Below are 21,028 nucleotides of genomic sequence, written 5' to 3'. Positions count from 1 at the left end.
GCTGGCGTTATCCGCCAGCCGGCTAGAGGCTATTCCAATGACTATCCCTGAATCAACAACGCATTTGCAGATGCCACCCGATTCCGCGCGCCATCAATTCATACGGCGGCACTCCATTACCGTACGCCTCACGCATTGGGTAAACGCGCTGTGCTTGTTCATCATGTTGCTGAGCGGACTCCAGATCTTTAACGCACACCCCAAGCTATATTGGGGCGAGTATGGGGCTGATACCGATCAGTCATTCATTGCGATCGGATCCGAGAATCGTGACGATGGCCCACATGGTTTCTTTCGAATCGGTTCGCTGAGTATCGAAACGACCGGCGTTCTGGGTGTCTCGAATGAAGGCGGTTCCACTGTCTCGCGTGCGTTTCCCGCGTGGCTGACGATTCCTTCTTATTATGATCTCGGCGCAGCCAGAAATTGGCACTTCCTCTTTGCCTGGCTACTGGTCATCAACGGCTTTATCTACTTGGCATACGGTTTTCTGCGTAGCCATTTTCGCCGGGACCTATTACCGAATCGGGATCAGTTGAAACCGCGGCACCTATGGCAAGAAGTACTCGATCATGCGCGCCTTCGTTTCGCGAAAGGCGATGAGGCCCGGCGCTACAACGCTTTGCAAAAAATCACGTACCTGCTCGTGGCCTTTGGTCTGTTGCCATTGATGGTGCTGACAGGACTGACGATGTCGCCTGGTATGAACGCCGTCTTTCCCTTTTTACCCGATCTATTCGGCGGCCGCCCATCCGCGCGCACACTGCACTTCATCACGGCATTCTCGCTCGTGCTGTTTGTCGTGGTCCATGTGTTGATGGTCGTCTTATCCGGCTTTTGGAATAACGTGCGATCGATGATCAACGGACGCTACGACATCGGCCATTCGAGAGAAACATCATGAACTCAGGATTTTCCCGCCGGCGGATATTGGCTGGCTTGCTATCCGGCGCCGGGACTGCACTGCTGACTGGGTGCGACCGCATGACACAGAGCACGGCATTCGGCACGGTGCTGCGCAATACCGAAAAGCTCACGATGAGCAGCCAGCGATTGCTGCTTGACCGCCAATCGCTGGCTCGGGAATACAGCGTGGCAGACTTGTCGCCCGTATTCCGCGCCAATGGCACGCAAGCACCTGACTCTGACGAGTACAACCGCTTGCTGGAGAACGAGTTCGTCGATTGGCGATTGCAGGTAGATGGATTGGTACAACAGCCTCTCAGCCTGTCACTCGCCCAACTGAAAAGCCTGCCATCTCGCACACAGATTACCCGGCACGATTGCGTCGAGGGCTGGAGCGCCATCGGCCAATGGCAAGGCGTTCCGTTGGGGCAGATACTGGACCTGGCCCGGTTGAAACCGGGTGCGCGCTATGTCGTGCTTCATTGCGCGGACGAGCTGGAGGTCACGTTTGACGGCAGCGGCCGCTATTACGAAAGCATAGATCTGCTAGACGCCTATCACCCACAGACGATTCTGGCGTATGCGATGAATGGCAAGAATCTGCCCGTCGCCCATGGTGCGCCGCTGAGGCTCAGGGTCGAAAGGCAGCTTGGCTACAAGCAAGCCAAATACCTGATGCGCATAGAAGTCGTCTCGTCTTTCGACACATTATGGGGAGGCCGAGGCGGCTATTGGGAAGATCGCGGCTATGAGTGGTATGCGGGCATCTGAATTTTTTTGATGCCGATGTAATAAATCGATCTTGCTGTCGAATATCTATATGAAGCGTCATGCACTCACGTACACGCCTTCATTGTTATCCGGAACCCACCGGCCGCTGACAGTCATCGCAATCAGTTTGCACCGCGTGATGACTGACCAGGGTTCGCCCGTTCTTGAAATCACTTATATATCGAAGCTGATCATGAAAACCTTTACTCTCACCACCATTATCTTGTCTGCGTTGTGTGCTGCTACCTCAGTACAAGCCGCCCAGAACTCGTTTACCGCCCCACCCGTTGCAGAATTGTCGCGTGCGCAAGTCCAAGCCGAGTTGGCCGAAGCACGTGCCGCGGGCACCCTTCAACGAGGCGATCAGACCTATGTTCCACCGAGCGTATCGACCCGTTCGCGTACTGAAGTCAAGGCCGAGTTAGCTGCCGCCATCGCGGCTGGCACGATTCAGCGCGGAGACCAAACCTATGTGCCGCCCAGCGTCTCGACGCTGTCGCGTGCAGAGGTCAATACGGATACCGCTGCGTGGCGCAAGGCCGGCCTGGCCGACGAATGGCATGGTGACGCAACGCCGGATATTTACAGCACGGCGTACCGCCAGAAGCTGGCTTACTACCAGCACCTGAAAACCCAACAGCAAGCAGATGCGCACATAGCATCTTGACGAGCTCAGTCACCCAGCAATCAGGAGAAAACCATGAAAGCACTTTTTTCCGGCCTTGCGCTGGCATGCGGGTTGATGTTCTCAACTCATGCTAGCGTCGCCTCTGCGCAAGAAACTGCACGCGCCGAGGCAAAGAATGTCGTCCTCGTTCATGGCGCGTGGGCTGATGGCTCCAGTTGGAGCGATGTCATTCCGTATCTGACAGCGGCCGGGCTGAACGTGATATCAGTTCAGAACCCCTTGACCTCGCTGCAGGACGATGCTGCGACCGCAAAACGAGCGCTTGCATTGGTGAACGGACCAACCGTACTCGCAGGGCATTCCTACGCGGGCAATGTCATCAGTGAGATTGGCGACGATCCGAAAGTCTCCGCATTGGTCTATGTAGCCGCGCGTGCACCGGACGCAGGTGAAGATTTCAATGCGCTTGCCAGCAGGTTTCCAACGATGCCGGTACGGGCAGGGATCGAGACGCACAATGGCTTCTCGACTATAGCAAAGGACGCATTTCTGAAGTTCTTTGCAAACGGCGTCCCGGCAGAGAAAGCGCAAACGCTTTTCGCCGTACAACAGCCCGTTGCGACGGACCTGTTTGCGGGAAAAACGACCACTGCCGCATGGCATACCAAACCGTCCTGGTACGCAGTCTCAAAGGATGACCAGACGACGTCACCCGATCTGCAGCGATTCCTGGCCAACCGTATGCATGCCACGACGGTGGAACTGGACTCAGGTCATCTGTCTCTGGTTTCACATCCGAAAGAGATTGCAGATCTTATCCTCGAAGCCGCGGGCATACCGTCGCATTAAAAGAGTGGTGGCTACCAGTGCTTTTTGACGGAGCAGGTTTCATGTTGATTCGACCAAGCGATGGCATCGGCTTGCTCGGCATTGTGCCGCAGCGCCACCGTGCGACGCAAAGTGCGTATTAAGCGTGGAACCGCATAACCGAGAAAACGCCTGGGCGACGGCAATGCGCAAAGAGCGCTCGGGCGATAGTGTCGCCTATGAGCGCTTTCTGCGGGATCTGGCGGCATATTTGCGACACATCGTGCGATATCGGCTACATAATTTTGGCTTGAACTCCGACGAAACCGAGGATGTTGTGCAGGAAGTACTGATTGCCATTCACACGAGGCGCGACCAATGGAATGCCGATCGCCCGTTGATGCCCTGGTTAAATGCCATCGTGCGCTATAAGGTGATCGATGCCGCACGGCGCCTGCGTAAGGAATCACGCGGCAGAGTCGATCTCGAGGAGGAGCAATGGGGCTCCCTGCCTGCGGATGATCAGAATGGCGTCGAGCTATCGCAGGGAGATATCGAGCGTTTGCTTTCCGATCTGCCTGCGGGACAGCAATCGGTCGCGCGCGCGATGGGAATCGAAGGCATTTCTGCCAGTGAAACTGCCGCCCGGCTCGGCATGAAGGAGAATGCCGTGAGGGTGGCGTTTCATCGAGCGTTGCAGAAACTGATGGCAACTGCATCAGGAGAGAACAATGACACACGTGAACGAGCAAGAGATCATGCGCACCGATGACCTGATCCAGCAGCTATCCAGACAAGCCGGTATGAAGAAAAAGAGCTCCATCACTTTCAACCAGGCCATGGTGACCGGTATCACGCTGTCACTCGTCATGGCCATGGTGGTGGTCCTCGGCCTATCCCACGCACGTCCTGATTTATTGGCAGTGCTGACGACATGGGTTTTCCAGTTCAAGGTATCAACGATGACGCTGCTCGCTGGCGGCAGCGCTGTCCTCGTCCGTATGTCCGGAATTCCAGGCGCATCGGCCAGGCCCGTTCTGGCTCTGCTTCCTGGCGTTGCGCTCTTGTTCGCTGGAGCGATCTTTGATGACACAGGTTTTCCATTCTGGGGCGACGGGGCATTTGCTGCACCGCTCTGTGTCGCCTTAATCGTCGCGGCCTCATTACCTGGTCTCATTGCCATCATGGCAGGATTGCGCAGGGGAACTCCCACACGGCCGATCTTCGCTGGGGCGGTCTCTGGCCTCTTGTCCGGCTCGCTCGCCGCCTTGGTGTATACGATCGCATGCGTCAACGATGGTCCGTCATTCGTCGCCGTCTGGTATGTGGTCGCCATTTCCATTACGACCTTGATCGGAGCCGTTACAGGACGGCACGTATTGGCTTGGTGAGCGTTTGACTGATGGGTGGCTCGTCACGTTCGGAACGGGAAAAAGAGGTAAATCAGATGTGGGGTTTGTTATGAGTAAATGGAGTACAACAATGTCCGATGCGGCATCTCAACTTGCAAGCTATCGGCAGACGATCGATAACCTCGATGCTGCCCTTGTACATATATTGGCCGAACGCTTTCGCTGTACGGACCAGGTCGGTCTGCTGAAAGCAATGCATGATCTTCCCGCGGTGGATCCGGGACGGGAGGACCGCCAGTTTTCCAGATTGAGAGCGTTGGCCAGGGATTCCCAAGTCGATCAAGACTTTATCGTACATTTGATGAAATCCATCATCAAGCAGGTGGTTCAACGGCATCGCCAGATCGCGGCCGAGCATTCGTCCGCGCCGTTTAAAAATTGAACTCATGAACCATTTCCTGAAATCAGAACGATCGACAGAAAGACTGGCAATCATGGCCGCCATGCCCGAGGAATTGGAAGGCCTCGTGTCGGCCATGACACCGCCGGTCGTTGTGCAACGGGTTGCCATGCGCGATTTTTATTCAGGAGACATTGCGGGTCAGCCTTGTGTCGTGGTGTTGAGTCGTATTGGCAAGGTTGCGGCAGCGGCAACGACAGCAATTTTGATAGAAACATTCAATGTGAAGGAGATCGTTTTCGCCGGGTTGGCAGGTGGCATTCACCATGCCGTTCAGATCGGCGATATCGTTGTGGCAAGCCATTTGATCCAGCATGATCTGGATGCCCGTCCCTTGTTTGACCGCTACGAAATCCCGATGCTGGGTCTTTCGCAGTTCGAGTCCGATCCGACATTGAGCTTGGCGATTTTCAATCACTCCAGTGCTTATCTGAGCGAGCTGCCTATCGAAAATGGGGGAGCCTTGCCATTGAAAGCGGCGGCTGGTCGCCGTCCCCAGACGCATCAAGGCATCATCGCGACAGGTGATGTTTTCGTGAGCGATCCGGACAGTGGTGCAGAGATACGGCAGCGCTTGCCTGAAGTGCTTTGCGTTGAAATGGAGGGCGCAGCCATGGCTCAGGTGTGCTACGAGTTCGGGGTTCCGTTCGCGGTAATGCGAGTCGTCTCAGATCACGCCGATCACGCCGCAAAAGATCATTTCTCTGATTTTCTTGAAAAAAAGGCCAGGCACTACACATGCGGCGTGCTGTTGAAATTCATAGCGAGCCGGGCGAGGCTTTGGACGTCGCCGGGCCTGTAGACGTCTTCCCCTAAGACAAAGCCCCGCGCGGAAACCCGGCGGGGCTGGTCTGAACTACTTCGAACTATTCTTGGCGGGACGGAGGGATTCATATTTTTGATTTTTTACATATAAATCAATTGGATAGATTTAATAAGAAAATAAATACCGCTAAAAATACCGTATTCCACACAACGTGTGTCGAATACAAGCAGGAGTTCCCCCTCGGGCGGCTTTTTGTTTAACTCGGTTTTGTTCTTCGTCCAGATCAAAGAAACCGAATTGGTTATGGTCGTTAAACCAACGAGGTGAACCGCCCCCGGGGCGGTTCAACTTGCGGCCTTGGTTTGGCGGTTAGGGTAGGCAACGTCGATGCTGCACTCGGAGTTGATGAGGTCTTGGCGACGTTTACGTATATCCTCACACCTGACGTTGTTGCGACATATGTCTACAAGGATCGAAAGTGCCTGGCCATCGCTTGATCCTATTCGCTTCCAAGCCTACCTTGGTCAAGATCGCAGCGAGGCCGCGTGCACCGTGCAGTACGCGCATAATCGTTGCGGTCTTATCGTCAGGTCGATAGTAGATGGCGTAGACGTTGTGGAAGACTACACACAGATCAACGGCAAACATCTGACTCTACGCAATGCTGTCGCTATCCGAGATTTGTCTCCCTTGTTGCTCGGCGACTTGAGTGCGAAAGCCTATCGTTGTGTATCGCCCAGAAGATCTCGCAAAGGTATCGCCGCCATGCATGCGGGCAATGGCGGATACGATGGCAAGACCCAGTCCATGATGGTTAGCATCAAATTCCCGCGCGCTATCGCTACGGTAAAAACGGTAGAACAGGCGTGGTAAATGTTCAGGTGAAATCGGCTCGCCTTCGTTGCGAACCGCTACCGTCAGTTCGCCCGCAGCGGTAGAAGATATAGCGATCTCAATAGTGCTACCTGCACTGGCATAGCGAATAGCGTTGGACAACAAGTTTGATATTGCCCGTTGAAATAAAGGACGGTCGATTTGAAAAGCGGCGTCACCCACCACTGCGAGCACCACGCCTGCCTCCAGTGCTTCCGCTTCGTGATATTGACTTACCTCTTGCACGATCGCCGACACGCTCGGCTCCCATGCCCCTCTGACTCTAGCACCTCGATCAGCTTGCGATAGAAATAGCATGTCCTTTACGATACTTGATAAGCGTTGCAGTTCTTCCAGATTTGATCCCAGGATGTCCAGCAACTCTTCCTGATCGAGCCGCTTATGTAGGGCTAACTCAGTTTCGCCAATCAAGGTGGTCAGCGGTGTGCGCATCTCATGGGCTACGTCGGCGTTGAATCCCTCCATTTGGACGTAGGCCCTTTCTAGCCTCTGCAATACGGCGTTGAACTGGCGTACAAGAGGCAGGATCTCCCTTGCCTGCCCTTTCTCATTGAGGCGTTCACCGATGCGATCTGGTGATAGTTTAGCCGCCTGCTGTACGAGTGAGTCCAGCGGCGCCAATGCCTTTCGCACCGTCACAGTTCCCATAGCGGCGACAACGACGGCGCCAAATAGTGCACAAGCGAACAACGTCCCAGCCAGTCCCTTACGGAGACGGATATCGTCGGATATGTCCAGGATCAACTCTGCCGTCAGTGAGTCGCCGGGCGTTCCAGGATACGGCAATGTGAATGAGATGCGGCGTTCTCGGGTGGGGTCGTTGTCAATGGGATTGCCGAAAACCACACGTTGCCCATCGATTTCCAGAACCAGGGTAAACTCTGGGCGACCGTAGAAGAAGTCCTCCAGCTTATGCCGCATTCTTGCCGCATCATCGTCTGCACCGTTCTCTTCAACTACGTGCCGTACAACTTCAACTTTTTGTTGTATTAAGGCCTCCTGACGCCGGGCTAGATTAAGGTTCGTAGCGTAATAGACCGCCACGCACACGAGGCTAAGCGCCATAAACGTCTGGATGGCGAGCCACCACGAAAGCCATGTTCTTAGCGATTCCGGTCGCTTTATTGCCATCAGGGCTCCCGAATCTCTAGCACGTAGCCCATCCCGCGTACGGTATGCAGAAGCTTCCTCTCAAAGGGATCGTCCACCTTGCCTCTCAAACGCCGGACAGCGACTTCCACCACGTTGGTGTTGCTATTGAAATTCATATCCCAAACTTGTTCGGCTAAATCCAGCCTGGACAGCACCTCTCCTTGTCTACGCATCAATAGCGCCAGAAGCGTGAACTCTTTAGCCGTGAGGTCCAATCGCTGGCCATTACGGCTTGCTCGCCGCCGCAGAAGATCAAGTTCGAGGTCTCCGACCCGTAGTAAATTTGGGCCATCTGTTTGGGGGGGGTGTAAGCCGCTGCGCCTACCCAGAGCGAGAACTCGAGCTAACAACTCGGACATGGCGAACGGCTTGGATAAATAATCGTCGGCCCCTTCATGCAGCCCATGAACACGGTCCTCAAGCTTATCCCTTGCTGTAAGCATTAACACAGGAACGCGACTGCTCCTGCGCAACTCCTTCAGAACGCTCAGGCCGTCCATTCCTGGCAGCATAATGTCGAGCAGTATGAGGTCGTACTGGATTTCCTTCGCAAGATGCAGGCCGGCAAGACCGTCGGCCGCCACGTCCACGATATAGTTGTGGTCGCTAAGTGCCCGCCGTAGGTACTCGGCGAGCTTTTTCTCGTCTTCAATTACCAGAACTTTCATGGGCGTTGTGTAAAGGAAATGCCAAGAATGGCGATGTAGACATATTCTAGTCCAGGCATTTCCCGGGGTTGCCAACCCCGCAGGGTCAGACGGAGATTTGACCGTATATAACGAGCCTTAGCTGGGCGTATAGATCTCCTTGAGTCGAGCTCGTTCGTCTTCGCTCATTGCCTCTGCTTCCGCCCGGACCTCTGCTCGGGTACGCCCACTACCTTGCTGAGCCGACGCCGGCAGGGGTAGGCCCCTGTACTGCAATGCCCATGCACGCTTGTCGGCTTTGGCCTCCGCAAGTTCTGCCCGAACTTGCTCAGCTGTCTTCCCTCCCGCGGCGTGACTGGGGGCAGTCTCGTAACCGATTTCAGTGTCAGTTTGGTGCCAGGTCTCCGACGCTTGGGCGATGGAAGGCAGAGTGAGCGCGGCACCGAGTATCAGTACATTGCGGGTGTGACGAATCAGCATAAAAATCTCCATGTTCCGTATGCAGCAGGCGCGCGGCTGCGTCGCCTACACGCTTTTCGTTAAGCGTTGGTGACACTCTACAAAATGAACCTCGTCAATTCGCAAACACCCTGATTACGAATTCGTAAAGTTCCGAACATTACGGAATTGTCATTTTTCTGTCGAGATATTGACGAGGCGTGTTAGCTACAGTGCCGGCTATCTGCCTGTGATCCCGCCGGTGAAACATGGCCCGACCTGATCGGTCCAGCTAAGTCCTCGCCAAGCCTAAATTCCTTACGGTAAAAAATGCGTCTACTCTCGCCGCCGCTGGCCATCGCGGCCCTGTTGCTCGTCACTTCGACGCAGGCCAAAGAGCCTGCGAAACTCGACTCATTTCTTGCTAAAGCGGCGCCTATAGATACGGTAAGCGTTGACGGGCGCTTGCTGACACTCGAGCAGGCGTTGAGCATGGCGCTGGAGCGCAATCCGATGCTTGCCGCGTCAAAATATGAGGCTTCCGCAGGCGACGGTCTTGTTACCCAGGCTGGACTTATGCCAAATCCGTCCCTCGATATTGGCGTCGACGATACTCAGGAGGCCACGCGTACGACGACCGCCTTGCTCAACATGCCCATCGAGCTCGGCGGCAAACGTGCCGCGCGCGTCACTGCGGCGGAGCTTTCGCGTGACATTGCAAAGCAGGACGTAAATAGCGCCCGAGCAACGCTGCGCGCCTCCGTAATCGCTGCATTTTTCGATCTGGCCGTAGCGCAAGAATCAGTGCGCGTTGCGGACGATAATGTTGAGATTGCGGCCAGTGCGCTGCGCCTAGCAGAGCGTAGGGTCGCTGCAGGAAAAGCTCCTCCTTTGGAGAGCAGCAAGGCCGGAGTGGCAATGGCAAACGCTCGGATTGAGGCGCGAGCGGCGAAAGAAAACTTGCTGAATGCCCGCCGAAATTTAGCCGTTCTCTGGGGGGAAAACGATCCAAAATTTGATTCGGTAGAGGCAGACATCGATCTACTTCCGGCGAGAGGGACCTTGGATGCACTCCGCGCGGAGTTAGCGGGGTCGCCTATTTTGCAGTCGGGTCGGATGGCGGTCGACTTGGGACAGGCGTTAATCGAAGTCGAGAAGAGTAAGCGCTATCCAGATATCACGGTCAGCGTAGGTGTTGCTCGTGACAATGAGGTCGGACGCAACAAGCCGCAGATCGGTATTTCCATCCCTCTACCTATCATCGACAGAAATCAAGGCAATGTGTACGCCGCCTCAATGCAGGCTTACAAGGCCCGGGACACATATCGGGACTTGCAGGCACGACTGACGGCAGACTTACTAAAAGCTGTTTCTCAGTTCGATCTTGCCGTCGCGGCGGCGCGTGATTACCGAGGGTCGGTTATCCCGGGAGCCTCGCAAGCGTTTGAGTCAGCCAGCAAGGGATTTGAGGCAGGGAAATTTGGATTTCTCGACGTGTTGGACGCGCAACGTACATTATCAGACGCAAACATCGCATACCTCAGGGTAGTGGCATCAGCATACCAAGCCCATTCTGAAATCCAGCGGATCCTTGGACGTTGAGTCCAGTAGAGAAAACAATATGTTGAACAACGGATATTCGAGCATCGCAAAGCATGTCAAGTACGCGGTAGCGATTTTTGTGCTGTTTCTTACGGGCTCTGGTCCTCTGTACGCTGCTCAGGATGAACATGACCATGAAGAGCACGAGAGCACTCCTGCAAGCTCCGCCCAAATGGCCGAGGCCGCCGGCCCAAATGGCGGTACGCTCACGTCCGTCGAAACATTTGGGGTGGAACTGCTGCTTAGCGAAGAGGGAGGAGAGCCTCGCCTGAAGGTTTGGGGGTATGCCGAAGGGCAGCCGATTGCAGTAGAACCAGGGGAGGTGGTTGCGAAGTTGACGCGTCCGAATGGAGAAGTGGAGAACCTCACATTTCGCAAAGAAGGTGGCGGTTTGGTTAGTGTGCAATCTATCGCGGAGCCCCACTTCTTTAAAATTGAAGCCGACGTCCACTTATCTGATCAACAGGTCGTCCGCGCTTCTCTAGAGAAAGAGGAGGGCAGGATTTCCCTATCGCCGGAGCAGGTCAAGACTGCTGGTATCAAAATCGCGGTGGCGGGGCCTGCACCTTTGCCGACGTCTGCCCAATTCCCCGGGGAAGTCAAGTTCAATGCCGATCGTACCGCGCACGTAGTGCCGCGGATGGCGGGCGTGGTGGAAAGCGTTTCAGCCGACCTAGGGCAACAAGTTAAGAAGGGCCAGCTTCTGGCCGTGATTTCCAGTGCGTCGTTATCGGATTTGCGCAGCGAGTGGCTGGCTGCCACAAAGCGACGAGAATTGGCCGCACAGACGCATGCCCGAGAGAGGCGCCTATGGCGCGAAAAGGTTTCCGCAGAGCAGGATTACCAAATCGCACGTGCGGCATTAAACGAGGCCGAAATCGCCGTGCAAAATGCTACGCAGAAATTGAGCGCAGTGGGCGCACTCCCGCAGACGAAAGATCTCGCGCTGTTGGAGGTTCGCGCACCATTTGATGGAATGATAGTGGAGAAGCACATAGCACTTGGGGAGGCACTTGCAGATAACGCCAGCATATTCACAATCTCGGACTTAAGCACCGTCTGGGCGGAGTTTGTGATTGCTCCCAAAGATCTGGCCTCGGTACGCATCGGAGAGGACGCCATCGTGTCATCCACTGCGTTCGAGGCAACTGTACAGGGCAAAGTCTCCTACATCGGATCATTGCTCGGTCAGCAGACGCGCACGGCGACGGCACGCGTTACTTTGAACAATCCGGCAGCCGCCTGGCGACCGGGCCTCTTTGTGACGGTGCAGGTGATTACCGACGACTCGGAGGTCGCGGTCGGTGTCGACGCAGATGCCGTTCACACAGTTGATGGACAGTCCATTGTGTTCATCGAGGTCCCCGGTGGCTTTCTGGCGCAGCCGATCACGGTCGGAAAGAGTTCCAACTCGATGGTTGAAATAACGCGAGGCCTGAAGCCTGGCGTTCGCTATGCTGTTGAAAACGCTTTTACATTAAAGTCGGAGCTCGGCAAAGCCAGTGCCGATCACGCACATTGAAGCGGAGAGACCATGTTTGAGCGCCTCATCCGCTTTGTAATCGAGCAGCGTTGGATGGTTCTATTCCTGACACTTGGAATGGCCGCCATCGGTGTATATAACTATTCACGCCTTGCAATTGATGCGGTTCCCGATATCACCAACGTGCAAGTACAGATCAACGTTGGGGCACCAGGCTATTCTCCGCTGGAAACTGAACAAAGAATCACTTATCCGATTGAAACTGTCATGGCTGGCCTTCCGGGGTTGGAGCAGACGCGATCATTGTCACGTTATGGTCTTTCTCAGACGACAGTAATTTTTGAGGATGGAACGGATATCTATTTTGCAAGGCAGTTGGTAAACCAGCGCCTGCAAGAAGCCAGGGATAGCTTGCCGGCCGGAATAACTCCTACGCTCGGGCCAATTTCGTCAGGTTTGGGCGAAATCTACTTGTGGACCGTAGAAGCGGAGCCTAATGCCCGAAAAGAAGATGGTTCCCCGTATACGCCAATGGATCTGCGTGAGATACAAGATTGGGTCATTAAGCCACAATTGCGTAATATCCCTGGCGTGACCGAGGTTAATTCCATTGGTGGCTTTGCGAAGGAATACCAAGTCGCACCTAGCACCGAGCGGCTTGCATCATATGGGCTCACACTCGCCGACGTCATGACGGCGTTGGAAAGCAATAACGCCAACGTTGGTGCGGGTTATATCGAGCGCAAGGGCGAGCAATACCTAATACGCGCGCCAGGTCAGGTCAAGTCCATCGAAGATATCGGCAATATCGTGCTGACTTCGGTCAACGGGCAAGCAATTCGCATACGGGATGTTGCCGACGTAGGAATTGGCCGCGAATTGAGAACGGGCGCGGCTACGGATAACGGTCAGGAAGTCGTGCTCGGCACGGTGTTCATGCTCATTGGGCAGAATAGCCTTGCCGTCTCCGAAGCAGTGTCGGAAAAGCTAGATTCCATCAACAAAACCCTACCGGACGGCGTTAAAGCTGTCACGGTTTATGACCGGGCGAATTTGATTGACAAGGCGATAGCCACGGTCAAGAAAAATCTGCTTGAAGGGGCGGCGTTGGTCATAGTCGTCTTGTTTGTATTTCTTGGGAACATAAGGGCCGCGCTTATTACAGCGGCGATCATCCCACTTTCCATGCTGTTTACCTTCACGGGGATGGTCACCTATAAAGTCAGTGCCAATTTGATGAGTCTTGGGGCGTTGGACTTTGGCATCATCGTAGATGGCGCAGTCGTAATCGTGGAGAACTGCGTGCGACGTTTGAGCCACGCTCAAGCTCTTCAGCAGCGGGCACTGACGCGCTCTGAACGCTTTCACGAGGTTTTTGCGGCTGCGCGGGAGGCGCGCCGGCCTTTGCTCTACGGGCAGTTAATTATCATGGTGGTTTACCTGCCAATTTTTGCGCTGAGTGGTGTAGAAGGACGGATGTTTCATCCTATGGCGTTGACCGTGGTCTTCGCGCTGCTGGGCGCTATGATTCTATCCGTGACCTTTGTGCCGGCGGCAGTGGCACTCTTTATGGGAAACAAAGTATCGGAGAAAGAAAACCGCTTAATGACGTGGGCGACGCGTCGATATCAGCCTCTGCTGGAGGGCACGCTGCGCCGCACTCCAATTGTGCTGGCCGCAGCAACTATATTGGTTATCGTTTGTGGTGTGCTTGCTTCTCGTCTGGGTAGCGAATTTATTCCGAACTTGAACGAAGGGGACATGGCGATCCAAGCCCTTCGCGTTCCCGGAACTAGTCTCACACAGTCGGTCGAAATGCAAAAGCAAATCGAGAGCCGGCTTAAGGAGAAATTTCCGGAAATTGAACGGGTGTTCGCGCGCACGGGGACGGCGGAAATTGCTTCGGATGCCATGCCGCCGAATATCTCAGACGGCTACATCATGCTTAAGCCTATAGATCAATGGCCAGCGCCACGGAAGTCACATGCTGAACTGCTGGCAGCGATTCAGGAAGAAGCAGCACAAATTCCGGGTAATAATTACGAGTTCTCGCAACCCATTCAATTGAGATTCAACGAGCTGATCTCGGGGGTTCGCAGCGATGTGGCGGTAAAGGTTTTTGGCGATGATAACGAAGTCCTGAACGCGACAGCCACGGAGATCGCGGAAGTTCTGGAAACAATCCCTGGCGCTTCTGAGGTGAAGGTTGAACAGACTACGGGATTGCCGATGCTTACTGTCAACATCGATCGTGCGCGTGCAGCACGGTATGGACTGAGTATGGCTGCGATACAGGATACGTTGGCTATTGCTGCGGGCGGTCGCGAGGCTGGGACGTTTTTCCAAGGGGATCGACGCTTCGACATCATAGTGCGCTTACCGGAAAAAGTGCGGGAAAACATTGCGGAGCTTCGCAATCTGCCAATTGCACTGCCTGCAGCGCCTGATTCAAAGACGACCTATATTCCGCTAAGTGAGGTAGCAGACTTTGATCTTTCGCCAGGTCCTAATCAGATCTCACGAGAGGACGGCAAGCGCCGTATCGTTGTGAGTGCCAATGTGAGAGGACGCGATTTGGGCTCATTCGTGTCCGAGGCAACCAGCGAGATCGAAGCACGGGTGAAAGTCCCTTCTGGCTACTGGACTTCCTGGGGAGGTACATTTGAACAACTCCAGTCCGCAGCCAACCGGCTCCGAATAGTGGTCCCAGCTGCGTTGTTGTTAGTGTTCGGATTGTTGTTTGCCATGTTTGGCAACGTTAGGGACGGCTTGATCGTCTTTACAGGCATTCCATTTGCGCTTACCGGCGGTGTAGTGGCATTGTGGTTGCGCGGTATTCCGCTGTCGATCACAGCCGCCGTTGGCTTCATTGCACTCTGCGGCGTAGCGGTACTGAACGGCTTGGTATTGCTGTCGTTCATCCGTTCGATGCGCGAGGCTGGCAGATCTGTGGACCAGGCCGTACGGGAGGGTGCGATCAGCCGGCTGAGGCCGGTTTTAATGACGGCTCTGGTAGCCTCGCTTGGCTTTGTGCCTATGGCAATCGCAACGGGGACAGGGGCAGAAGTGCAGCGGCCCTTGGCGACAGTAGTGATTGGCGGAATCATATCCTCAACGATCCTCACCCTGCTCGTGCTTCCGGCGCTGTATCGGCTGGTCCACCGGCACGACAGAGAAGAGATGGAGCTGGAAGAGGTGTCTGAACAAGCCAAGCATGCACCCGCTGTATGAAGGTTTTGGCCGAAATGTCGGCCAAAACCTCCGCTGATGTGCGACGACCTTGCTTACTGCTGAAGGGCCGCATGCGCCGCAATCTACACGAGGCATTCAGCTTGCGTAGTAACGCGCAGAACCGTTAGGGAGAATGCTTCGTGATCGTCGCCGCTGCTTCAGAAGGGAACCACATTCGACGCTCCTGGGCCGGCCTGGTTCTGGCATGGGCAACTGCGCTGGGCGCAACATTATCTGCCCTTTTCATTGGCGAAGTGTTGGGGCAGACCCCCTGTGTATTGTGTTGGTACCAGCGGATATTCATGTTTCCGCTCTGCTGGATACTAGGTGTCGCCTGCTATCGTGAGGATTATGGGGTCTGGCGTTACGCCTCACCCTTGGCGCTAGTCGGCGGTGGGATCGCAGGTTATCACACGCTGTTGTACTGGCATGTGATTGAGCCGGAGATCTCCGTTTGTTCGGCGGCTAGCTCCTGTTCAGGTGCCGCCATGACAATCTTTGGTTCTGTACCCTTGCCGTTTCTCTCACTGCTTGCGTTTACTATGATCGTAGCCTCCCTTTTCACGGCCCGACACTATTCCAAACAATGAATCGACGTCTGCTTATCATCACCATCGGTGCAACTTCGCTTATCGTATTTGCTGTCGCCGTCCTATCTGTACGGTTAACGGGTGCGCCGGAATCGAAAACGATCCAGCAATCCGTCGCGCGTAAGGACGGAGCAATGCTAGTGCGCTTTCATTCCCCTGTGATTGGGCGCTTCGATGCGCCTATAACCATCGTCGAGTTCTTTGATCCTTCGTGCGAAGGCTGCCGTGCTTTTTATCCACACGTTAAAAAACTCTTGAAGAAGCACCCAGACGACGTCCGCTTGGTGTTGCGCTATGTGTTGCTTCACAAAGGATCCGAGCCAGTGGTGAGAATGCTGGAGGCGGCTCGTAAGCAGGAGCTCTTTCTCCCGGTTTTAGAGGCAGTGCTGAACGCGCAGCCAGAATGGCATGACGATCCAAACGTCGCTGCTGCATGGAGCGCTGCGGCACGCGCGGGCCTGAATGAAGCGAAAGCCCGCGTTGATATGCAGGACGGAGCCGTCAGCGCAATCATTGAGGCCGACGCGAAGGACGTCAACGCTGTAGGTATAAAGGGCACTCCCACATTCTTCGTCGAGGGAAGCCGACTTGACAAGCTTACGCCCCAGGAGCTTTCAAATGCAGTCGGAGAAGCAGTGGGCCGCCACAAACGGCAGCAGTAACGTGTGATGGGCAGCTTTGTTCTGCCTCATATTGAATGGTTCAAATACCGACGCCTCAAGATTAATCGTTGTTGATTTATGAAGGCATCCCGATTCGGTAGGCGTTTTCGGAGGTTTTGAATTCCGCCACTGCTGAGGCGAATCACTCAAGACCTTTAGTTCATCCCTTTGAAACTATCTGGGCATTGTCAATGAACGACAGCAACGGCAGTGATGAGAGCGACAAATTTGATGACCGCTCAATGGGCGATCGTAAGATCTTGTTGCTTGTTTTAATTATCAACCTGAGCCAGTGCTCAGTTGGGGTCGTGGTTGGAATGTGGGCTTCTTCAACTGCACTAATTGGAGCTGCCCTGGATAATCTGGCCGATGCGTCCGTGTACGGCGTCAGCCTCTATGCGGTTGGACGTTCACAGGCGATAAAAATCCGAGCCGCCCGTCTCTCGGGCTGGCTGTTGATTGCCTTGGCGGCGATGCTGGCAGCTGAGGTCCTTCGGCGGTTCTTTGGCGGCGAGGCACCAGTGGGTCCGGCAATGATGGCGATGGCCGCAGCGAATGCGGCACTCAATATCATCTGCTTGAGATTGCTAAAGCGCCATCGCGGAGAGGACGTCAACTTTAAGGCGTCAACTATCTTTACAAGCAACGACTCGGTCGTCAACCTCGGAATTGTCCTTTCAGGTGCCCTGGTATTGGGACTGGACTCCAATCTGCCGGACCTCATTCTTGGCTTGGTTGTGTCGGTTATCGCGGCCAAAGGTGGTCGCGACATTCTGGGCGAGGCTAGCAAGGCCGTGGAGAGTGCCGACTCGGCTTAGACACCGCGACACTTGTCCGTCAGGACCATGCCTGTCGACTAATAACCCGCCTGCTGCCTTTCAGCAGGCGGACAATGCGGCCCTAACGCCAGAGGCGAGCAGTAACTCGGTGGAATGGTCTCCGGCTGACCGCGGGACTCCGGCGATAGTCTGCGTGCAACCACGATGATTGCTGGATTGTTGCTGACACCAATCTGTCATGTTTGCGATATGGTCTGTCTGGATATACAGAATCAATGACGCTATTTGCGCCAATATGTCTACAGTACGCCCTACATCGCCAGCCGTTGCCAGCCATTTCAACCCTGATCCTCCACACGGAGAAACGTCTTTTCAGCACGCATTGAGCGCCTTTCACGCGTTGTCTCAGCCGACGCGCCTAGAGATATTTCGCCTGCGGGTGAGCCGAGAGCCCGAAGGTGTCGCAGCAGGAACGATTGCAGAACGCGTGGGTGGCCCCCACAACACGGTATCGCAGCACCTATCAGTGTTGGCGCGCGGGCCTAGTTTGGGGGGCCGACAAGGGCCTAGCATTATTTACCAGGCTGATGTTGCCTTGATGGGCGCTTTGATGTCCTTCATGTTGACCGATCAGGCGGCCAGATGCTCAGATTTCACCGGATTTATGTGTGCCGGCGGACTCATTGAAATGAGGGCGATTGGCGACATATTTACCAATTCGAAGCAGCAGCAAACCTCTGACTAGATTATCGGTCGTTTCGGATAGACGCGCGTTTGCGAGCAAACTCTTGCATACGAGGTTGAAGCCTCAATTTTATGGACTTAGAAGGGGGCTATCTCGGCGATCTATCGCGCTTCCACGCAGTCTCGATCCACCGCCCCTGCGGGACTGGACGAATCTGCCAGCAAGCCCAGTGCGCCGTGACATTGACGGGAGGGGTTGACTTCAGACGGTAACCTACGCGGCTAATCTCGCGCTAGCGAGGCCCTGCTCCCATACGCGGAAGCAGCTTCACGTAGACCAGTTCACTGATGAGCTCAACTAGCGTCTGCGCGACGATCACCGCAGGAATCAAGGGAACGGCGCCTGGAATGGCCATCCCGAGCGGCAGAACCACCAGCGAATTGCGGGTGGCGGCGCTGAATGCCACGGCACGCCCTTGGGCGGTGGGCAGCCGCCAAGCACGCGCCACGTACCAACCCAAAAGCGGTCCAGTGATAGCAAAGACGACATAGATCGGCACAACAGTACGCACGACACCCAGTGCATGTCCAAGTTGCGGTGTCGTTGCGGCTACGACGACGAACAACACCGCCGCGGTGGCTGGCACCGGTAGTAAGCCCAGCATGTTCACGATATCCTGGCCCGGTCTTCCGCGCGATGCCCAGGCTTGGCAGGCAGCGGCCAGGACCAGCGGTACGGCAATCAGCCAGATAAAGGCATGCATAAATGGCTCCCATTTCACCAGGTCAGCTGCCGTATGGTCCAAGAGCCATCCGAGGAAGATTGGTAGGAGCAACATTTGCCCAATCAACAACACCGGCGTGGAGGCCAGCAGTGGCCGAGCGTCAGCGCGCCCCAAGTGTGCGAAGGTCACGACATAATCGATGCATGGTGTCAGTAGTACCAGCAGGACGCCTATGCGTAGCAGCGGATCAGCAGGCAGCCAGGGTAGCAGCACGACAACTAGTAGCGGTACCGCTATGAAGTTCGCCGTTAGCAGCGCGCCCAGGAAGCGTACGTTCGATAGAGCCTCCCGCAATTCCGTCAGAGGTACCTGCAGAAAGGTCACAAAAAGCATGAAGGCCAGCAGAGGATCGATAGCTGGCGCCAGCGCCACTGTTCCAGGCAATTGCCACGCTAGGCACAAAGCCACTATGACGGCCGCGAAGTAGACAAAGATCTGCCAGGATTCCAGGCGTTCGCGATATTTGGCTAGGGACACGGTAAATCCTGGAAAAGCGATGGTATACAGCGCGATGAAGCACATCGCCACCGCCTATATGGGTACGGGCTTGGCCCTATAGGTACCACAAGAATCGTTCAAGTACGACGGCATCGGGCCAGGACGGTACCCATAAATTCCAAACTAAGAAAAGCCATACGAATAATTTCTCATGATAGCAGCTGTCGCAATCTTCGTGCCGACATGTTGTCGGGATTGGCAGAGCAGGGCATGTGGGCCGCGACGTTCGGCACAGGCTTTCTGGCAGCCTTTCTTTCCTCTGTCATGAACAACATGCCCACCGTATTGATAGGTGCATTGTCGATTGATGCTAGGCAAACCGACGGAGTCGTGAAAGAGGCCATGATCTACGCAAATGTCATCGGTAGCGATCTGGGGTCCAAGATCACGCCCATCGGAAGCTTGGCCACACTACTCTGGCTGCACGTACTCGAGTGCAAAGGCACCGTCATCTCCTGGGGGTATTACTTCAAGGTCGGTATCGTGTTGACGTTGCCAGTGCTCGCCGTGACTTTGGCTGCCCTAGTTTGGCGATTAGATTAGGTCGTACGTCAGCTACACCAGGGGCTTGACGCGAGCTCTCCTCCCGCGGATATGTGGAATGATCGCTGTGCGAGTCCCCGGCTCGGACGCACACGATCAACTCTTAATTCAGTACATTGTTTTTTTCAAAAAAAATGCCTGGAATTGTAGCCAGCCTCTGGTCGGTTGGCGCAGCACTGAGCGTCGGTACCGGTAAATCTTTGCCCCCATTGTTTGTTCAGAAACCGAGCTACCTCCCGAGGTAGGTAGCGGTGACTTGTGCTCTTTCATGCCCCAGCTCCTGGCTAATGGTTTGCCGCGCGTGAGCATCCTGCACGCGCTGCGCAGACGTCAGGAGCTTCGTTGACAGTCCGTCCGCCGCAGGGGCTTTCCAGCCGGTCAAGACCTCATAGCGGCTTTGCGCATACTGATGACGTAGCCCATGCATATGACTTAGGCCCGCTGCCTTGCACTGCCCATCGTAGACGTGCCGCTGCTGGATGTAGTTCTTGTGCGCCGGGATCAATGACCCGGTTCCCGCCAGACGGTGCGCCGCTTGCAGCACCTCACGCTGGGCTGGCGTGGTAATTGGTACGATTCGCTCCCTTCCACCTTTCGTCCATGAGCCTTTCAGGGCGAGATGGTCTCCTTTGTCTGCATAACGGGGCTGGAAGAGGAGCGATTCTTTCCGGCGCAATCCAAAGGCGGCCTGTAGCTGAAGGCTCATACGCACGTGGGCATCGGTAACGTGAGCAAGACCTGTGCCCAGTTCGCGTGCCTTGCTGACATTGGTCACATAGCGGCGCTCGGCCACGCCCAGTTGCGTGTTGTCCGCCGGCAGGATGCCCGCCTTGCCGATCTTCTCGGCCCACCAACGCAGGTGCGAAAGTCGATTCTTGATGGTGCCAGCGGACAAGCCTTCATCTTGCCAACGTTCTAAAAGGGCTTCGACATGCTTTCCCTTGAGCGATGGGGCCTTCATCTGTCGGAAACCGGCCTCGCGCAGTTGCCGCGCAACCAACGTCAGCGAGCGTGTGCGGTCGGCCTGGGTGGTGTGACTGCCGTCGCGGTTGCGCTGGCAAAGCTGGCGCAGGGTATAGGTCAAGTCATCCATTTTTCCGTCTCTGGGTGAACGTGTTGTCGGTACTGTCGTGTTGTCCTGAAACCCAATGGTTAGTGTTAGTGCCAACTCGCTAGGCGAGATCCCGTGAGGGCAAGGGCATGGTGTTCAGGGGACACCAAAGCCTCGAATGAGGCCTCCGTCTTGCTCCCTGCTGGAAGGCCGAACGGACGTACTGCGAGATGAAAATGCGCTGAACGTGGATGAACCCTCCGTGTTAAAAGTGAGTGAGATAAGTAGGGAAAGCCGCC

At 55.3% G+C, this 21,028-nt stretch carries 19 protein-coding genes and 1 pseudogene; 16 read left to right on the top strand and 4 right to left on the bottom strand.

Going from position 1 to position 21,028, the window contains the following annotated elements; all coding sequences use genetic code 11:
- Positions 1 to 37 precede the first annotated feature (37 nt).
- The 8 genes from ACYVIT_RS09720 to ACYVIT_RS09685 all read left to right on the top strand — a co-directional run bounded on the left by ACYVIT_RS09720 (position 38) and on the right by ACYVIT_RS09685 (position 5,726).
- Entirely contained in the window at positions 38 to 904 is an 867-nt protein-coding gene (locus tag ACYVIT_RS09720; RefSeq protein WP_415807559.1) for a cytochrome b/b6 domain-containing protein, read from the top strand.
- A complete protein-coding gene (locus ACYVIT_RS09715) occupies positions 901 to 1,677 on the top strand; it encodes a molybdopterin-binding protein (protein WP_415807560.1) in 777 nt (258 codons plus the stop codon). The genes ACYVIT_RS09720 and ACYVIT_RS09715 overlap by 4 nt, the downstream gene beginning before the upstream one ends.
- 193 nt (positions 1,678 to 1,870) lie before the next feature.
- A complete protein-coding gene (locus ACYVIT_RS09710; RefSeq protein ID WP_415807561.1) occupies positions 1,871 to 2,344 on the top strand; it encodes a DUF4148 domain-containing protein in 474 nt (157 codons plus the stop codon).
- A gap of 33 nt (positions 2,345 to 2,377) precedes the next feature.
- Entirely contained in the window at positions 2,378 to 3,154 is a 777-nt protein-coding gene (locus ACYVIT_RS09705; RefSeq protein WP_415807562.1) for an alpha/beta fold hydrolase, read from the top strand.
- Between the two features lie 163 nt (positions 3,155 to 3,317).
- The gene (locus ACYVIT_RS09700; protein ID WP_415807563.1) at positions 3,318 to 3,884 is read left to right on the top strand and encodes a sigma-70 family RNA polymerase sigma factor; all 567 of its coding nucleotides are present in this window, start codon (positions 3,318 to 3,320) and stop codon (positions 3,882 to 3,884) included.
- On the top strand, positions 3,844 to 4,503 hold the full coding sequence (locus tag ACYVIT_RS09695; RefSeq protein WP_415807564.1) for an NrsF family protein: 660 nt from the start codon (positions 3,844 to 3,846) through the stop codon (positions 4,501 to 4,503). Before ACYVIT_RS09700 ends, ACYVIT_RS09695 begins: the two co-directional genes overlap by 41 nt.
- A gap of 91 nt (positions 4,504 to 4,594) precedes the next feature.
- Positions 4,595 to 4,906 (top strand): chorismate mutase, encoded by a 312-nt coding sequence (locus ACYVIT_RS09690; protein WP_415807565.1) that lies wholly within the window; start codon positions 4,595 to 4,597, stop codon positions 4,904 to 4,906.
- A 52-nt stretch (positions 4,907 to 4,958) separates the two neighbouring features.
- The gene (locus ACYVIT_RS09685; RefSeq protein WP_415807566.1) at positions 4,959 to 5,726 is read left to right on the top strand and encodes a 5'-methylthioadenosine/adenosylhomocysteine nucleosidase; all 768 of its coding nucleotides are present in this window, start codon (positions 4,959 to 4,961) and stop codon (positions 5,724 to 5,726) included.
- Positions 5,727 to 6,344: 618 nt separating this feature from the next.
- Here the strand turns inward: ACYVIT_RS09685 and ACYVIT_RS09680 are convergent.
- Together ACYVIT_RS09680 and ACYVIT_RS09675 are read right to left on the bottom strand one after the other, a co-directional pair.
- The gene (locus tag ACYVIT_RS09680; RefSeq protein ID WP_415807567.1) at positions 6,345 to 7,715 is read right to left on the bottom strand and encodes a heavy metal sensor histidine kinase; all 1,371 of its coding nucleotides are present in this window, start codon (positions 7,713 to 7,715) and stop codon (positions 6,345 to 6,347) included.
- Entirely contained in the window at positions 7,715 to 8,404 is a 690-nt protein-coding gene (locus ACYVIT_RS09675) for a heavy metal response regulator transcription factor (protein WP_415789067.1), read from the bottom strand. Before ACYVIT_RS09675 ends, ACYVIT_RS09680 begins: the two co-directional genes overlap by 1 nt.
- Positions 8,405 to 9,151: 747 nt before the next feature.
- Between ACYVIT_RS09675 and ACYVIT_RS09670 the strand changes: the two genes are divergently transcribed.
- From ACYVIT_RS09670 to ACYVIT_RS09640, 7 genes are all read left to right on the top strand, one after another.
- On the top strand, positions 9,152 to 10,423 hold the full coding sequence (locus tag ACYVIT_RS09670; RefSeq protein ID WP_415807568.1) for a TolC family protein: 1,272 nt from the start codon (positions 9,152 to 9,154) through the stop codon (positions 10,421 to 10,423).
- 19 nt (positions 10,424 to 10,442) lie between these two features.
- The gene (locus tag ACYVIT_RS09665; protein WP_415807569.1) at positions 10,443 to 11,945 is read left to right on the top strand and encodes an efflux RND transporter periplasmic adaptor subunit; all 1,503 of its coding nucleotides are present in this window, start codon (positions 10,443 to 10,445) and stop codon (positions 11,943 to 11,945) included.
- 12 nt (positions 11,946 to 11,957) lie between these two features.
- Positions 11,958 to 15,137, top strand: coding sequence for an efflux RND transporter permease subunit (locus ACYVIT_RS09660; protein WP_415789058.1), 3,180 nt, complete (start codon positions 11,958 to 11,960; stop codon positions 15,135 to 15,137).
- A gap of 140 nt (positions 15,138 to 15,277) precedes the next feature.
- Positions 15,278 to 15,727, top strand: coding sequence for a disulfide bond formation protein B (locus ACYVIT_RS09655; RefSeq protein ID WP_415807570.1), 450 nt, complete (start codon positions 15,278 to 15,280; stop codon positions 15,725 to 15,727).
- Entirely contained in the window at positions 15,724 to 16,389 is a 666-nt protein-coding gene (locus ACYVIT_RS09650) for a DsbA family protein (RefSeq protein WP_415807571.1), read from the top strand. Before ACYVIT_RS09655 ends, ACYVIT_RS09650 begins: the two co-directional genes overlap by 4 nt.
- Before the next feature lie 185 nt (positions 16,390 to 16,574).
- Positions 16,575 to 17,207, top strand: coding sequence for a cation transporter (locus ACYVIT_RS09645; protein WP_415807602.1), 633 nt, complete (start codon positions 16,575 to 16,577; stop codon positions 17,205 to 17,207).
- Between the two features lie 199 nt (positions 17,208 to 17,406).
- Positions 17,407 to 17,913, top strand: coding sequence for an ArsR/SmtB family transcription factor (locus ACYVIT_RS09640; protein WP_460478189.1), 507 nt, complete (start codon positions 17,407 to 17,409; stop codon positions 17,911 to 17,913).
- Between the two features lie 232 nt (positions 17,914 to 18,145).
- On the opposite strand, the gene ACYVIT_RS09635 is transcribed toward ACYVIT_RS09640, so the two are convergent.
- Positions 18,146 to 19,114, bottom strand: coding sequence for an arsenic resistance protein (locus ACYVIT_RS09635; RefSeq protein WP_415807572.1), 969 nt, complete (start codon positions 19,112 to 19,114; stop codon positions 18,146 to 18,148).
- A 198-nt stretch (positions 19,115 to 19,312) separates the two neighbouring features.
- Here ACYVIT_RS09635 and ACYVIT_RS09630 point away from each other — a divergent pair.
- Positions 19,313 to 19,678, top strand: a pseudogene (locus ACYVIT_RS09630) (ArsB/NhaD family transporter); the annotation flags it as partial.
- Positions 19,679 to 19,907: 229 nt separating this feature from the next.
- On the opposite strand, the gene ACYVIT_RS09625 reads toward ACYVIT_RS09630, so the two are convergent.
- Complete coding sequence (locus tag ACYVIT_RS09625; protein WP_415807573.1) at positions 19,908 to 20,771, bottom strand: phage integrase N-terminal domain-containing protein; 864 nt, start codon at positions 20,769 to 20,771, stop codon at positions 19,908 to 19,910.
- Between the last annotated feature and the right edge of the window lie 257 nt (positions 20,772 to 21,028).

It is taken from the genome of Bordetella muralis (assembly GCF_054781015.1).
This window is presented reverse-complemented; position numbering and strand designations above follow the sequence as displayed.